Source organism: Gordonia hankookensis (assembly GCF_014673215.1).
GTDB lineage: Bacteria > Actinomycetota > Actinomycetes > Mycobacteriales > Mycobacteriaceae > Gordonia > Gordonia hankookensis.
In genome coordinates this window covers 1541427-1555060 of the sequence record NZ_JACWMS010000002.1, presented here as the reverse complement: position 1 = coordinate 1555060, position 13634 = coordinate 1541427, and the positions used below count along the sequence as shown (strand labels likewise).

The window sequence follows — 13634 nt, the reverse complement described above, 5'->3', positions numbered from 1 at the left end:
GACGGTCGGATCACTCGCATAATGAGGCGAGCCCGGTACCTCGGGGGTATCCGGGCGCCTCGTGATCGAAGGAGACGACCATGTGGGATTCATTCTGGGACTTCATCTGGTACACGCTGGTCGTGTTCGCCTTCCTGGCCTACCTGATGATCTTGTTCTGGATCATCACCGACCTCTTCCGAGATCGGGCATTGTCCGGCTGGTGGAAAGCGGTCTGGGTGGTGTTCCTGATCGTCGTGCCGTGGTTGACGGCCCTCGTCTACCTCATCGCTCGCGGGCGCGGCATGTCGCACCGAGCGGCCGAGGCGCAGGCACAGGCACGACAACAGAGTGACGACTACATCCGCTCGGTCAGCGGACGATCATCGGCCGAACAGATCGCCGACGCCAAGGCCCTGCTGGACGCGGGGACGATCGACGAGAAGGAGTTCGCGCAACTCAAGGCCAAGGCGCTCGGCTGAATCCGGAGGTGTTAGTGTTCCGGAAGCGCGCGACTGGGCTGCATCGGTCGTGTGTCACATCTGCGCACCCATTGTGAACCTCCGAACGATTCCGCCCGGAGGCGTGCCATCGGGGCAGTTCACGCGGAGAATGGTCTCATATGGACACCACACTCATCTTTGCCCTGCTCTCCGTTCTGATCGTCACCACCGTCGGGATCGGCGCGATGATCGGCCTGCTCGCACATGCAGGCACACGCCCGGTTCCGGTTCGCGTCGACGATCAACTGCCCGAGGTCACTCCGGCCCACTGACACCCGCTCGCCCCCAGACTCGTCGGATCAGACCCGCCGGATCAGACCCGACGAATCGGCATCCGCTTCACCCCGTGGACGAAGTCGCTGCGCACGTACTCGGGATCGCCGAGTTCCACGTCGGGCAGTCGGGTCAGGAGCTCGGTGAACAAATGCTTCAGTTCCATCACGGCGAGCTGCTTTCCGAGACAGAAGTGTGGGCCCCCGCCACCGAATCCGACGTGCGGATTGGGAAAGCGGTCCAGGTCGAATCGATACGGGTCGTCGAAGACCTGATCGTCGAAATTGCCTGAGCAGTAGAACAAGACGACCTTCTCCCCTGCCGCGATCGGCGTGCCGGCGATCTCGGTGTCGACCGCCGCGTGCCGGGCGAAGCTGATCACCGGCGTCGACCACCTGATGAACTCGTCGACGGCCCCGCCGATCCGACCCTCGAGATCCTCGAGCAGCCACCGGCGCTGATCCGGATTGTCGATCAGCGCCTTGAAGGCATGTGATGTCGTCTGCTTGGTGGTGTCGTTGCCTGCCGAGCCGAGCAGCACCATGAACGCGCCGATCTCGTCGTCGGTGAGGCGGTGCCCGTCGACCTCGGCGTTGACGATGTTCGTCATCAGATCGTCGCGCGGGTCCAACCGTCGCTTCTTCGCCAACTCCACTCCGGCACCGGTCAGGATGCCGAGTTGGGTCATCAGGAATACGGCCTGCTCCTCGAGACCACCGGCGTACTCGTCGTCGCTGGCGCTGAAGACGCTCTCCGCGGCGAACGCGACCGCCTCGTGCTCGTCGGGGTGGATGCCGATCATCTCCGAGATCGTCAGCATCGGAAGCTTTTTCGACACCGCGTCGGTGAAGTCCACGGGCTCGCCGGAATCCAGGTCGTCCAGCAACTCGCCGACGATCCGCTTCGCATTCGCCTCGATCTGCGCCTCGATGCGACGGACCTGCTTCGGCGTGAAGGCCATCGAGATCAGCCGGCGATAACGCGTGTGCTCGGGCGGGTCCATCGTCAGGAAGAAGGTCATGCTCCGCTGGATCTCCGCAGGCATCGGATCCATGCTGATCCCGTTGCTCGAACTGAAGAGTTCCGGGTGCTGGCTGACATGGCGGATGTCGGCGTGCCGGGTCACCGCCCAATATCCGGTCTCCTCGTGCGGAAACATCGATTCGGTCGGACGATGCCACGTCAGGCCGTCAACGGCACGCAACTCGGCGAACGTGTCGTCGCGGTTGCGGAAGTCCTTTTCCCAGAAGGCGATTGCCGATATGTCGAGCGGATGGAATGCGTGAGCGGAGGTCAGTTCGCTGGTCTCGGGCATGATTCCTCCAAAGAGTCGGGCTGCGCTGATGGGTCTACCGTATGCCATCCAGTACTGTCAATCACAGCTGCCACCGAGGCCGTTCCGGCAACCTCCGGACGGCCGTCGTCGCCGAAACGGCGATGCGGGTAATCTCGAACACACCGGCCGGGAATTCCCACGGCGACCACATCCGAATACGAGATCGACACCGAGGTGACCACCATGAAGACACGACTGACCTGCCCGTGCGGCGAGATGATGAAGGGCGCCGACGAGGACGAGCTGGTGACGCTGGTGCAGAAGCACCTGGCCGAGAACCATCCCGATCACGACTACAGCCGGGACGAGATCCTGTTCATGGCCTACTGAGGCCGATTCGCCGTTCCGCGTTGACCGGACCGCCGCAAGTTACTACTGTTGCCCATACAGTACGAATGACCGGACGGACCGGCCGGCCCTGTGCGGAAGGACCATCACGATGCGCATCACCGTCGACACCGACCGATGCGTCGGACATGGTCTCTGCGAGGCCACCTCACCCGAGGTCTTCGAGGTCAACGACGACGGCTACGTCGACATCGACGGCGCAGCCGCAGACACAGCGGGTGAGTCGGTTCTGCGCGAGGCGGCAGCACACTGTCCGTCGGCGGCACTCACCCTCGAGCCCTGACGGAGGCGGACCGGCCGAAATCACCTGACCCGCCCCGATTCATGCCGAGCCACGCACCACAGCGCACCGGCATGGGGATCCCGTATGCGCTACAGTGGCGGCAATACGGGCTGTCAGAGAGGCTGGTTGTTGGGATGGCACGCAAAGAGAACGCCCCGAAGCGCGAACGGCGGGAGCGGGGATCGATCGATCCCGAGGAAATCATCAAGGGCGCTTTCGAACTCGCCGAGGAGATCGGCGTCGACAACCTGAGCATGCCGTTGCTCGGCAAGCATCTCGGCGTCGGCGTGACGAGTATCTACTGGTACTTCCGCAAGAAGGACGACCTCCTCAATGCGATGACCGACCGCGCCCTCGAACGGTACGGCCTCGCCGCAGCCCTCAAGCACTCGAGCGACGACTGGCGGACGCGTCTGCATGATCACGCTCACGCCATGCGGGATGTGTTCTTGAAGAACCCGATCCTCTGCGATCTCATCCTCATCAGGTCATCGCTCGGGCCGCGCAATGCGCAGCTCGGCGCGCTGGAGATCGAGCGGTCGGTCGAGAACCTGATGCGCGAAGGGCTGTCCCTCGAGGATGCCTACGACAGCTACTCGGCAGTGCAGCTGCACGTGCGAGGATCGGTGGTGCTCGAGCGCCTGCACGAGAAGAACAAGGCCGAGGACTCGGCCGCCCAGGCCTACTACGAGAATCTGATCATCACGCCCGATCAGACCCCGTTGCTCGCCGAGGCCGCCGCCAAGGGCCGCGTGGGCGGTGCTCCCGACGAGCAGAACTTCGAGTACGGGCTCAGCTGCATTCTCGACCACACCAGCCGGCTCATCGACGAGCAGAAGAACGCGCCGACGAGTGCGGCCAAGCGTTCACGGAGCGCCACCAAGGCCCCGGCCACCAAGGCGGCGCCGCGTCGGCGGGCGAAGTCTGCGGCCGGCAGCTGACCCGGCCGGGCTCTCGAGTTCGCCGCCACGCGAATCATGTTCGGGAACGGTCGGATTCACGCCGAGCCGACTCCGCGAGGTGGCCCACCACGGCCTGCACCGCAACCCGTGACGACGGCCGGGTCAGCGCCTCGTACACCCGTGCCGCCCGAACACCCTTGAGCTCCAACCGTTTCACCCCGGGATGCCGCACCGCGAAGCGCGGGATCAGCGCGATACCGTGACCGGCTGCGACGATGGCCTCGATGGTCGCGAAGTCGAGCATCCGTTGCGTCACCCGGGGAGCCACGCCGGTCACCGCCGAGATCGACAGCAGCACATCGTCGATGGGCAATCCCCCCTCCACGCTGATCCAGTCGTGGTCGGCCAGCTCGACGACGTCGACCTCGTCGTGGTGCGCCAGCGCCGATTCACGGGCGACCACCACGTCGACCGGCTCACGCATCAACTCGGTCACCTCGACACGGGGTTCACGCACCGACGCCGCACGCTCGTCCCGGTGGGTCACCACGACGTCGAAATCGGCCAGCGAGGGCGCGGCATCCGAGTAGCCGACGTCGAGTTCGGAGGCGTGCACGTCGATCCCCGCACCTGAGGCCCGATCGAGCACGGCCGGCAGCAACAGCGTCGCGCCCGACGGGAACATCGCCAAGCGCACCGAACTCTTCCCCGACCGGTACCCGGCCATCTCCTCCTGGGCCCGCTCGACGGCGGCGATCACCTCGTCGGCACGTAGGACCAGGGCCCGACCCGCATCGGTGAGGCGTATCCGCCGGCCGTCTTGCTCGAGGAGTTCCACGCCGGACTCCTTGGCGAGCACCTTCAGCTGCTGAGACACCGCAGACGGCGTCATGTGCATCGCGTCGGCGACGGCGCCGACCGCCCCACGGTCGGCGAACTCCCGCAGCAACCGCAGCCGCTTCACATCCATGAGGAATGACTCTATCGATGCTCCGCAACAGTTCGGATCTTCTACATCATTGCGGAGCAGACGTCGCGGCGGCCTCGATACCGAAGGACGCTCGATAGGCCGACGGTGTGGTCGCATACACCTTCACGAAGTTCTGCCTCATCGTCACAGCACTCCCGAATCCACAGGCGTGGGCGACACGGTCCATGCCCCAGCGCGTCCGCTCGAGCAGCACACGGGCCTCGTCCAGACGTTGGTCCAGAACCCATTTCGCCGGCGACATCCCGGTGGCGTCCCGAAAGTTGCGGACAAGGCTCCGACGGCTCATGCGCGCACGCGCGGCCAGTTCGTCGACCGAGAGATCGTGATCGAGGTGTGCCAGCGCCCAGGCACATACCTCCGAGATCGGATCACCGGCGGGATGGTCGGCAACGGGACGCTCGATGTACTGCGCCTGGCCGCCGTCACGATGCGGTGCCACGACCAGGCTGCGCGCCACCCGATTGGCCGCCGACGCACCGAGGAATCGCCGGACGATGTGCAGGCATGCGTCGATGGATGCCGCTGTCCCTGCCGACGTGATCACATCGCCGTGGTCGATGTAGAGCACCGACGAATCCATCCGCAGGGTCGGATCACGCTGGGCGAGTTGAGACATCCACTGCCAGTGGGTGACCGCCGACCGCCCGGCGATGAGACCCGAGTCCGCAACGGCCACCGCTCCGAGACACAGACCGACGATCACCGCCCCACGCGCATGCGCGTCGCACATCACGGTGCGGAGTCCGTCGTCGATCGGCGGCAGGTCCGCCGGCCAGGTGGGGATGACCACGATGTCGGCGTCGTCGGCCACCGACGGATCCGCCACATCGGACAACGTGTTGCCCTCGGCGGTCCGCACCGCGCGGCCGTCGAGCGACCACAACGTTGTCGTCCAGTCCTCGGCAAGACCGAGCCGCGCCACCTCGCCCAACACCATCTGAGGCGCGGCGATGTGAAACAGCGACGCGTCGTCGAAGACATGGATTGCTGTGCGCATGACCCTCCGCATCTGGTCGGTCATCCTCTACCGACGGGATGTGGCCCGATTTCATCGAAAGTGTGCATGTGGGCCACTCCCCAACGGAACCACATCGCAGCAGGCTTGGCCATACCCGTTCGGCACCCACGAGGAGAGTGACCATGACCGCCACACCGCGCCGCGCCCTGATCGTCGTCGACGTCCAGCAGGAGTACTTCGACGGACCCCTGCAGATCCAGTACCCATCCCGCGACGACGCGCTGGCGAACATCGTGACCGCCATCGACGCCGCGACGTCGGCGGGCATCCCGATCGTCGTCGTACAACACACCTATCCCGATGGGACGCCGGTCTTCGCCGAAGGAACACCGGGTTGGCAACTGCACCCTTCGATCGTCGAGGCGGCGCCGGCTTCGGCCAGGCACGTGCGCAAGCAGTTCGGATCGGTGTTCGCCGGCACCGACGTCGCCGACTGGCTCGCCGGACACGACGTCGACACCATCACCATCGTCGGGTTCATGGCCAACAACTGCGACATCGCGACCGCCGTCGAGGCCGAGGGGCTCGGACTGGCCAGCGAGATCCTCTCCGACGCGACCGGCACGATCCATCTCGCCAACGAGGCCGGGACGGTGTCCGCGGAAGATCTGCACCGGACTCTGATGGTGCTGTTGCAGTCGAACTTCGCCGCTGTCGCGACCACCGCGGACTGGCGCACGGCGCTCGACTCGGGCAGCGCCCTGACCAAGAACAACCTGGTGAGCTCCGCTGTCGAGGGCAGCACCGCCCTGGTGTGACGCCTGTCCGCCTGCATCGAGACCCGAACGGGAATCAACCGGTCCCCATTACCCTTTACCCACCATGAAGAAGATCGGTTTCCTGTCGTTCGGCCATTGGTCGGACTCGCCGGGCTCGCAGGTCCGCTCCGGCTCCGATGCCCTGCTGCAGTCCATCGAACTGGCCGTCGCCGCCGAGGAACTCGGCGCAGACGGCGCCTACTTCCGGGTGCATCATTTCGCCCGGCAGCTGGCGTCGCCGTTCCCGCTACTGGCCGCCGCGGGCGCCAAGACCCGGACCATCGAGCTCGGCACCGGCGTCATCGACATGCGCTACGAGAACCCCCTGTACATGGCCGAGGACGCGGCGGCCGCCGATCTCATCGCCGGCGGCCGACTGCAACTCGGTATCAGCCGTGGATCCCCGGAACAGGTCATCGAGGGATACAAGTACTTCGGCTATGTGCCACAGGAGGATTCGTCGGACGCGGAGATGGCCAGAAAGCATGCCGACGTCTTCCTCGAGGTCATCGGCGGCAGCGGATTCGCACAACCCAATCCGCGGCCGATGTTCCCGAATCCGCCCGGACTGCTACCCATCGAACCGCAGTCCCCTGGTCTCCGGGACCGGATCTGGTGGGGCGCCGGGTCCCGCGCGACCGCGGAATGGACGGCGCAGCAGGGAATGAACCTGATGAGTTCCACATTGCTGACCGAGGACACCGGCGTCGGGTTCCACAAGCTGCAGGCCGAACAGATCCAGCGATTCCGCGACGCCTGGGCCGCGGCAGGTCACTCCCGCGAGCCGCGAGTGTCGGTGAGCCGCAGCATCTTCGCGCTCATCGACGACCGTGACCGGGCCTATTTCGGTCGGGGCGGCATCCAGGACGATCAGGTCGGCGTCATCGACAACACGGTCGCCCGGTTCGGGCGGAGCTATGCCGATGAGCCGGACAAGCTGATCGAGCAGCTCCGTGAGGACGAGGCCATCGCCGCCGCCGACACCCTGCTGTTGACCGTGCCGAATCAACTCGGCGTCGAATACAACGCGCACGTGATCGAGGCAATCCTCACGCACGTCGCGCCGGAACTCGGTTGGCGCTGGCTTTCCCGGTATTCGTGTAGCTCAGCTACACCGTTGATGCGATTTATTTCGATTGTCCTGGACGAAGGTCGCCAGCACGATGGTCGTCATGACAAGTCGCGATCGGCTCCTCGGGCTCGGCGTGATCGTGCTGTGGGGAGTGAACTTCATCGCGATCCACCTCAGCCTCAGCCACTTCCCGCCCTTCTTCTGCGCCGCACTGCGCTTCGCGGTGATGGCCGTACCGGTCGTGCTGTTCGTACGATTCCCCACGGTCCGGGTGAGATGGTTCCTCCTCTACGCCGTCGGCTTCGGCATCCTGCAGTTCGCCTTCCTGTTCGTGGCGATGAACATGGGGATGCCGACCGGCCTGGCGTCGCTGGTCCTGCAGACCTCCGCGCCTTTCACAGTGCTCCTCGGTGTCCTGTTCTTGCGGGAACGGATGAGCTTGCTGCAGGTCATCGGCATCGCGGTGGCGGTCGCGGGGATCATCGTCATCGGCATCGACCGCTCCGTGCACAGTTCGCTGGGCGTCGCCGCGATCGTCCCCATGCTCCTGACCGTGCTGGGCGGCCTCGGCTGGGCGTTCGGCAACATCGGATCGAGGCTCGCACAACAGCGGGCGCCCGCTCCCGGCGCGCGACCTGATGACCCACTGCGCATGACCCTCTGGATGTCGGTCGTCCCACCGATCCCGTTCTTCCTGATGAGCCTGGTATTCGACGGCCCGACCGCCGGTATCGAGTCGATGACCACCCTCGGTTCGCACAGCGGGCTGCTCGCACTCGCCGGACTCGCCTACACGGTCGTCCTCGGCACGGTCGTGGGATCGGGACTGTGGACGCACCTCATGTCGCGGTATCCGGCGAGCCGTGTCGCCCCACTGTCGCTGCTGGTGCCCGTCGTCGGGATCACCGCGGCATGGCTGTTCCTGGGCGAGACACCCACCGTCGTCGAGATCATCGGTGCGGTGACCGTGATCGGCGGATGCGCCGCGGGCCTCCTCGCATCGCCGATGGCGAACCCGGCGGCGCCGGCGGCAGAACCCTCAGCGCAGCGACTCGGCCAGAGCGGCCCCGATCCGGTCGACGGCGGCACGGGCATCCGGACTGATCAGCGTCATGTTCGCGAACGCGTGTATGAGACTGCCTGCCCGGTCGAGGGTCACCGGGACGCCCGCCGCCTTCAGTCGGTCGGCGTAGGCGATGCCCTCGTCGCGAAGCGGGTCGAAGCCCGCGACGATCACGTACGCGGGCGAGAGCCCGGACAGGTCGTCGGCCAGTAGCGGCGAGACCCGCGGATCGGTGCGCTGATCGACGTCGGGGACGTAGTTGTCGAGGAACCAGTCCATGTGCTCATCGGTGAGGTACAACCCGGTGGCGAACTCACGACGCGACTGCCGTTTCGTGGACGCATCGGTGACCGGGTAGATCAACATCTGCAGGCATGGCGTGACAGCGTCGTCGCGGACCTGCTGGGAGACCACCGCGGCGAGGTTGCCTCCGGCACTGTCCCCGGCGACGGCGATGTGATCGCTCGGCACACCCCAGTCCGGGGCCTTCGTGACCGCGAACCGCCACGCCGCGAGTGCATCGTCGACCGCAGCGGGAAATCGATGCTCGGGTGCGAGCCGGTAGTCCACCGAGAGGACGTCGGCACCGGTGGACAGCGCCAGCCGGCGGACCAGGTTGTCGTGGCTGACCCGGTCGCCCTCCACCCAGCCTCCGCCGTGAAAGAAGACGACGATGCCGACCGAGTCGACCTTTGCCCGGTACCGCGTCGCCGGGATCGGGCCGCCCGGTCCGTCGATGATCAGATCTTCCTCAACCGCCATCGGAGGCAGCTTCTCGGCCATGGTCGATGCATTGCCGCGCACATCGGCACGCGCCCGCTCGACCGACTTCCCGGCCAATGCGAAGGCCGGCAGGTGCGCGGCCAGCCAGCCGGTCAACGCCATCTCCGGCGCCAGCCTGTCCCCGTCCGCGTTGACGCGGCCCCATCGACCCGCGAAGCGCAACAGTGCGGGCGAAGCATGACCGGTTGCGCGCATCAATGCCCGCTGGACACGGGCGGGGAACGGGAGCGACATCGCTGTGGCCTGACTCACGATCGTGAGCGTACCCCCGGCGCACCGTCGTACTGCCCGTCACGGCTTGTGTCAGACTCGATGCCATGCCCGACCGCGTGAGAACACCGATGCGCACCAACGTCGCACTGGCCGCCGCATCCGCGGCACGCTGGGCGTCACGAACCGCAGGCCGCGGCAAGGGCTCGATGATCGGCGGTCTGGTGGCCGCCAAGATCGATCCGAACATCATGGGACGCCTTGCCGCGGGCAAACGTACCGCGCTGGTGACCGGCACCAACGGCAAGTCGACCACCACGCGGATGACTGCCGCCGCACTGTCCGAACTCGGCGAGGTCGCCACCCAGGCCGACGGCGCCAACATGGACGCGGGGATCATCGCGACACTCACCCTGCACCGCCCGGCGACCATCTGCGCGCTCGAGGTCGACGAGCTCCACGTACCGCACGTCAGCGATGCCGTCGATCCCGAAGTCCTTGTGATGCTGAACCTCTCCCGTGATCAGCTCGATCGGGTCGGCGAGATCAACATGATCGAACGCCGACTGCGCGACGGCATCGCACGGCACCCATCGACAACTGTCGTCGCCAACTGTGACGACGTCCTGATCACCTCGGCCGCATTCGACGCACCGAAGGTCATCTGGGTGGCGGCCGGTGCCGGCTGGGTCGGCGACTCCGTGAGCTGCCCGCGCACCGGCGAACCCATCGTCCGCAACGGCGACGACTGGTACTCCAGCGGCGACGACCAGTTCCGGAGGCCATCCCCGCAATGGTGGTTCGATGACGAGAACATCTATGGCGCAGACGGTTTCGTGGCCCCGATGACACTGTCGGTGCCCGGTCGGGCCAACCGTGGCAACGCCGCGCAGGCAGTCGCAGCGGCCGTGGCGATGGGCGCCGATCCGGCGAAGGCAGTGGCCGCGGTCGGCACCGTCGGAGAGGTCGCCGGCCGCTATGGCATCCATCAGATCGGCAATCACTCCGTCCGGACCCTGTTGGCCAAGAACCCGGCCGGATGGCAGGAGGCCCTGTCGATGATCGACCAGGACGCCGACGGACTCGTGATCGCGGTCAACGGGCAGGTCCCCGACGGCGAAGATCTGTCCTGGCTGTGGGACGTGCGCTTCGAGGCGTTCGAGACGATGCAGGTGGTCGCGGCGGGAGAACGGGCCGCGGACCTGTCGGTACGGCTCCTCTATGCCGGCGCCGAGCACACCACCATCCCCGACCCGATGAAGGCGATCGCGTCGTGTCCGCCGGGTCGCGTCGAGGTGCTGGCAAATTACACGGCGTTCCGCGACCTCGGCGTCGCACTGGATCGCGCCGAACGCGCACGGGGGTCCGACCTACAGAAGGGCGCGGATCAATGAGCGAATCGACCCTCCGAATCGGACTCGTCCTGCCCGACGTGATGGGAACCTACGGCGACGGCGGCAACGCGCTGGTGCTCAAGCAGCGGGCACGCATGCGCGGTATCGACGCCGAGATCATCCAGATCACCCTCGACGACGAGGTGCCCGACTCCCTCGACGTCTATGCCCTCGGCGGCGCAGAAGACTACGCGCAGCGTCTGGCCACCCGCCATCTGACGCGCTATCCCGGCCTGCAACGCGCCGCGGCCGCAGGTCGCCCCGTTCTGGCCATCTGCGCGGCGATCCAGGTCCTCGGACACTGGTACGAGACGTCGGCAGGCGAGCGGGTCGACGGGATCTCCCTCTTCGACCTCACGACCGCACCACAGGCCGAGCGCAGCATCGGCGAACTGATCACCGCCCCCGCCGTCGACGGACTGACAGCTCCGCTCACCGGGTTCGAGAATCACCGGGGCGGAACAACTCTCGGAAGCGATGCGAGGCCTCTGGCGCGTGTCCGCAGCGGTGTCGGCAATGGTGTCGGCGACGGTACCGAGGGCGTCATCCAGGGATCGGTGCTGGGCACCTACATGCACGGTCCGGCGTTGGCGCGCAATCCCGAGCTGGCCGACTACCTGCTGGCCCGCGCGACAGGCTCCGATTCCCTGGCACCACTGTATCTTCCGGAGGTCGAGCGGCTGCGGAAGGAACGGCTGGCCGTCGGCCGGCGCGGCTGAGCACCCCGGCGGCGTCGATGCCCGGTCACGTCCGCGACGTCAGCCCGGCGTGACGGGCTGCGGCACTCAGCACGTCGACGAGCATCGCGGGCGTCAGCCGACCGGTGAACGTATTGTGTTGGCTCACATGAAAACTGCCGAAGATCGCCAGTTCACGGTCGCCACGGCGGATGGTCGTGCGGGCGCCATGGGCGAACTTCGGCTTCGGCCGCTCGACGATCCAGCCGAGTTCACCGAAGGCGCGCAACGCGGACTGCCAACCGAACGCTCCGAGCACGACCACCGAGCGCAGAGTGGGCAACAGCAGGTCGACCTCGGCGTCGAGCCAGTGTGCGCACCGATCCCGCTCGGTCACCGTCGGTTTGTTCTGGGGAGGGGCACACCGGACAGGCGCGGTCATCCGCACCCCGAACAATTCCATGCCGTCGTGGGCGGACACCGCGGTCGGCTGGTTCGCCAGACCGACGTCGTACAGGGCACGGAACAGGACATCGCCACTCTGATCGCCGGTGAACATCCGGCCCGTCCGGTTGGCACCATGCGCGGCCGGCGCCAACCCGAGGATGATCACCCGCGCATCGACGGGCCCGAAGCCGGGAACCGGTCGGCCCCAGTAGGTCTGATCGACAAACGCCGCTCGCTTCTCGCGTGCCACCTGTTCTCGCCACTCGACCAGACGTGGGCACGCGCGACATTCGACGAGCTCGTCGTCGAGCGCCGCGATGCTGCGATAACCCACACCTCACGGTAACGCCTCCGAGACGCGTTCAGTCCAATACGCGGCATCGATCGCGGGTCCGATCGACCGCGAACCAGCCACGCTCGAACTGCTGCCACCGTTCCAGCTCGGTTCGTGATCCCTCGCCGTCGCGGGCAACCGCACGTTCCAAACGCTCCTCGGCGGGACCGCCGTCGAGCCAGAGCGAGTAGGTGAGCCGCTCGGCGATCCTGCGTCGCGCCGACGACACGCCCTCGATGATCAGCAACGGTTCCCATCGGAGCCACACCCGACGCCCCACCTCGGGAACGCCGCCGCGCCAGACCCGGGGCCGGTAGTGGTAGTCGTGTCGGCGGATGAAGGCATGCAGCACATCGGTTTCCAGCTCCGGCCACCAGGCGACCGGATTGTCCCACGTGGCGAAGTCGTCGGTGCGGATGAGTTGGACACCGGTGCCCCTCTCGCGGAGTCGGGCCACCAGCGCGTCGGCGACCGTCGATTTGCCGGCCCCCGACGGCCCGTCGATCGCGACGATCCCCGATATGAGCTCACCGGCCAGCTCGTCCAGGTGCGCCTCGACGGTGGGCGACGGGCCGGAGATGTCCACGGTGTCGAGGATATCCATCACTTGCCGTGGCGAGCGCCGGCGGGCGGGCGCGTTCTCGCGGTCAGGCCAGCGCCCGACGGCCCGACAACGCGCGACCGAGGGTCAGCTCATCGGCGAACTCGAGGTCGCCGCCCATCGGGAGCCCCGATGCGAGTCGGGTCACCGACAACCCCGGGAAGTCCTTGAGCATCCGCAGGAGGTAGGTCGCCGTGGCCTCACCCTCGGTGTTGGGGTCGGTTGCCACGATCACCTCGCTGACGTCGACACCGTCCTCCTGGTTGGCCAGCCGACGCAGGAGTTCGCGGATCCGCAGCTGATCGGGTCCGATTCCCGACAACGGGTCCAGCGCTCCGCCGAGGACGTGATACCTGCCGTTGAACTCCTTGGTGCGCTCGATGGCATGCACATCCTTGGGTTCCTCGACGACGCAGATCTTGGTGGCATCGCGGCGAGCATCCGAACAGATCCGGCACAGTCGGTTCGCTGACACGTTCCCGCATTCGGCGCAGAAGGTGACGTCGTCACGCACCCGGCCGAGGGCCGCGATCAGCCGATCGATCTCGTTGTTCTCCACGCCCAACAGGTGGAAGGCGATTCGCTGGGCACCCTTCGGGCCGAGTCCTGGTTGTTTGGCCAGCTCGTCGATCAGGTCCTGAATGGGTCCCTCGTACATGACG

15 protein-coding genes and 2 pseudogenes are annotated in these 13634 nt (G+C 66.5%); 10 read left to right on the top strand and 7 right to left on the bottom strand.

Features of this window, described 5'->3' with window-relative positions; translation table 11 throughout:
* Positions 1-80: 80 nt before the first annotated feature.
* Together IDF66_RS14320 and IDF66_RS14315 are read left to right on the top strand one after the other, a co-directional pair.
* On the top strand, positions 81-461 hold the full coding sequence (locus tag IDF66_RS14320) for an SHOCT domain-containing protein (RefSeq protein WP_164310374.1): 381 nt from the start codon (positions 81-83) through the stop codon (positions 459-461).
* Between the two features lie 140 nt (positions 462-601).
* Entirely contained in the window at positions 602-754 is a 153-nt protein-coding gene (locus tag IDF66_RS14315) for a hypothetical protein (protein WP_190267349.1), read from the top strand.
* A gap of 41 nt (positions 755-795) precedes the next feature.
* Here the strand turns inward: IDF66_RS14315 and IDF66_RS14310 are convergent, their stop codons facing one another.
* A complete protein-coding gene (locus tag IDF66_RS14310; protein WP_190267348.1) occupies positions 796-2070 on the bottom strand; it encodes a cytochrome P450 in 1275 nt (424 codons plus the stop codon).
* Between the two features lie 204 nt (positions 2071-2274).
* Between IDF66_RS14310 and IDF66_RS14305 the strand changes: the two genes are divergently transcribed.
* From IDF66_RS14305 to IDF66_RS14295, 3 genes are all read left to right on the top strand, one after another.
* Entirely contained in the window at positions 2275-2421 is a 147-nt protein-coding gene (locus IDF66_RS14305; RefSeq protein ID WP_164310371.1) for a DUF1059 domain-containing protein, read from the top strand.
* Positions 2422-2530: 109 nt separating this feature from the next.
* Positions 2531-2722: a ferredoxin gene (locus IDF66_RS14300; protein ID WP_190267347.1), complete on the top strand. Its 192-nt coding sequence runs from the start codon at positions 2531-2533 to the stop codon at positions 2720-2722.
* A 134-nt stretch (positions 2723-2856) separates the two neighbouring features.
* Complete coding sequence (locus IDF66_RS14295; protein WP_190267346.1) at positions 2857-3663, top strand: TetR/AcrR family transcriptional regulator; 807 nt, start codon at positions 2857-2859, stop codon at positions 3661-3663.
* Between the two features lie 34 nt (positions 3664-3697).
* Here IDF66_RS14295 and IDF66_RS14290 read toward each other — a convergent pair whose 3' ends face one another.
* Both IDF66_RS14290 and IDF66_RS14285 read right to left on the bottom strand, forming a co-directional pair.
* Positions 3698-4594 carry a LysR family transcriptional regulator gene (locus IDF66_RS14290; protein WP_190267345.1) on the bottom strand — a complete coding sequence of 299 codons (897 nt, stop codon included), beginning with the start codon at positions 4592-4594 and terminating at the stop codon, positions 3698-3700.
* Positions 4595-4640: 46 nt separating this feature from the next.
* Positions 4641-5612, bottom strand: a complete 972-nt coding sequence (locus tag IDF66_RS14285) for a GlxA family transcriptional regulator (protein ID WP_190267344.1) — start codon at positions 5610-5612, stop codon at positions 4641-4643.
* A gap of 143 nt (positions 5613-5755) precedes the next feature.
* On the opposite strand from IDF66_RS14285, the gene IDF66_RS14280 reads away from it, so the two are divergent.
* The 3 genes and pseudogenes from IDF66_RS14280 to IDF66_RS14270 all read left to right on the top strand — a co-directional run.
* Positions 5756-6391, top strand: coding sequence for a cysteine hydrolase family protein (locus IDF66_RS14280; RefSeq protein WP_190267343.1), 636 nt, complete (start codon positions 5756-5758; stop codon positions 6389-6391).
* Positions 6392-6455: 64 nt separating this feature from the next.
* Positions 6456-7472 (top strand): annotated as a pseudogene (locus IDF66_RS14275) (LLM class flavin-dependent oxidoreductase); the annotation flags it as partial.
* Positions 7473-7563: 91 nt separating this feature from the next.
* A pseudogene (locus tag IDF66_RS14270) lies at positions 7564-8511 on the top strand (EamA family transporter); the annotation flags it as partial.
* Here IDF66_RS14270 and IDF66_RS23840 read toward each other — a convergent pair.
* Positions 8503-9561 (bottom strand): alpha/beta hydrolase, encoded by a 1059-nt coding sequence (locus IDF66_RS23840; RefSeq protein ID WP_317628700.1) that lies wholly within the window; start codon positions 9559-9561, stop codon positions 8503-8505. The pseudogene IDF66_RS14270 and the gene IDF66_RS23840 sit on opposite strands and share 9 nt — an antisense overlap.
* 65 nt (positions 9562-9626) lie before the next feature.
* Between IDF66_RS23840 and IDF66_RS14265 the strand changes: the two genes are divergently transcribed.
* Both IDF66_RS14265 and IDF66_RS14260 read left to right on the top strand, forming a co-directional pair.
* A complete protein-coding gene (locus IDF66_RS14265) occupies positions 9627-10913 on the top strand; it encodes a Mur ligase family protein (protein WP_190267341.1) in 1287 nt (428 codons plus the stop codon).
* Positions 10910-11632 (top strand): type 1 glutamine amidotransferase, encoded by a 723-nt coding sequence (locus IDF66_RS14260; protein ID WP_190267340.1) that lies wholly within the window; start codon positions 10910-10912, stop codon positions 11630-11632. Before IDF66_RS14265 ends, IDF66_RS14260 begins: the two co-directional genes overlap by 4 nt.
* 25 nt (positions 11633-11657) lie before the next feature.
* Here IDF66_RS14260 and IDF66_RS14255 read toward each other — a convergent pair whose 3' ends face one another.
* The 3 genes from IDF66_RS14255 to recR all read right to left on the bottom strand — a co-directional run bounded on the left by IDF66_RS14255 (position 11658) and on the right by recR (position 13630).
* Positions 11658-12371, bottom strand: coding sequence for a uracil-DNA glycosylase (locus IDF66_RS14255; protein ID WP_190267339.1), 714 nt, complete (start codon positions 12369-12371; stop codon positions 11658-11660).
* A gap of 28 nt (positions 12372-12399) precedes the next feature.
* Positions 12400-12957, bottom strand: a complete 558-nt coding sequence (locus IDF66_RS14250) for a uridine kinase family protein (protein WP_321189581.1) — start codon at positions 12955-12957, stop codon at positions 12400-12402.
* Positions 12958-13018: 61 nt separating this feature from the next.
* Positions 13019-13630 (bottom strand): recombination mediator RecR, encoded by a 612-nt coding sequence (gene recR, locus IDF66_RS14245; protein ID WP_164310358.1) that lies wholly within the window; start codon positions 13628-13630, stop codon positions 13019-13021.
* Between the last annotated feature and the right edge of the window lie 4 nt (positions 13631-13634).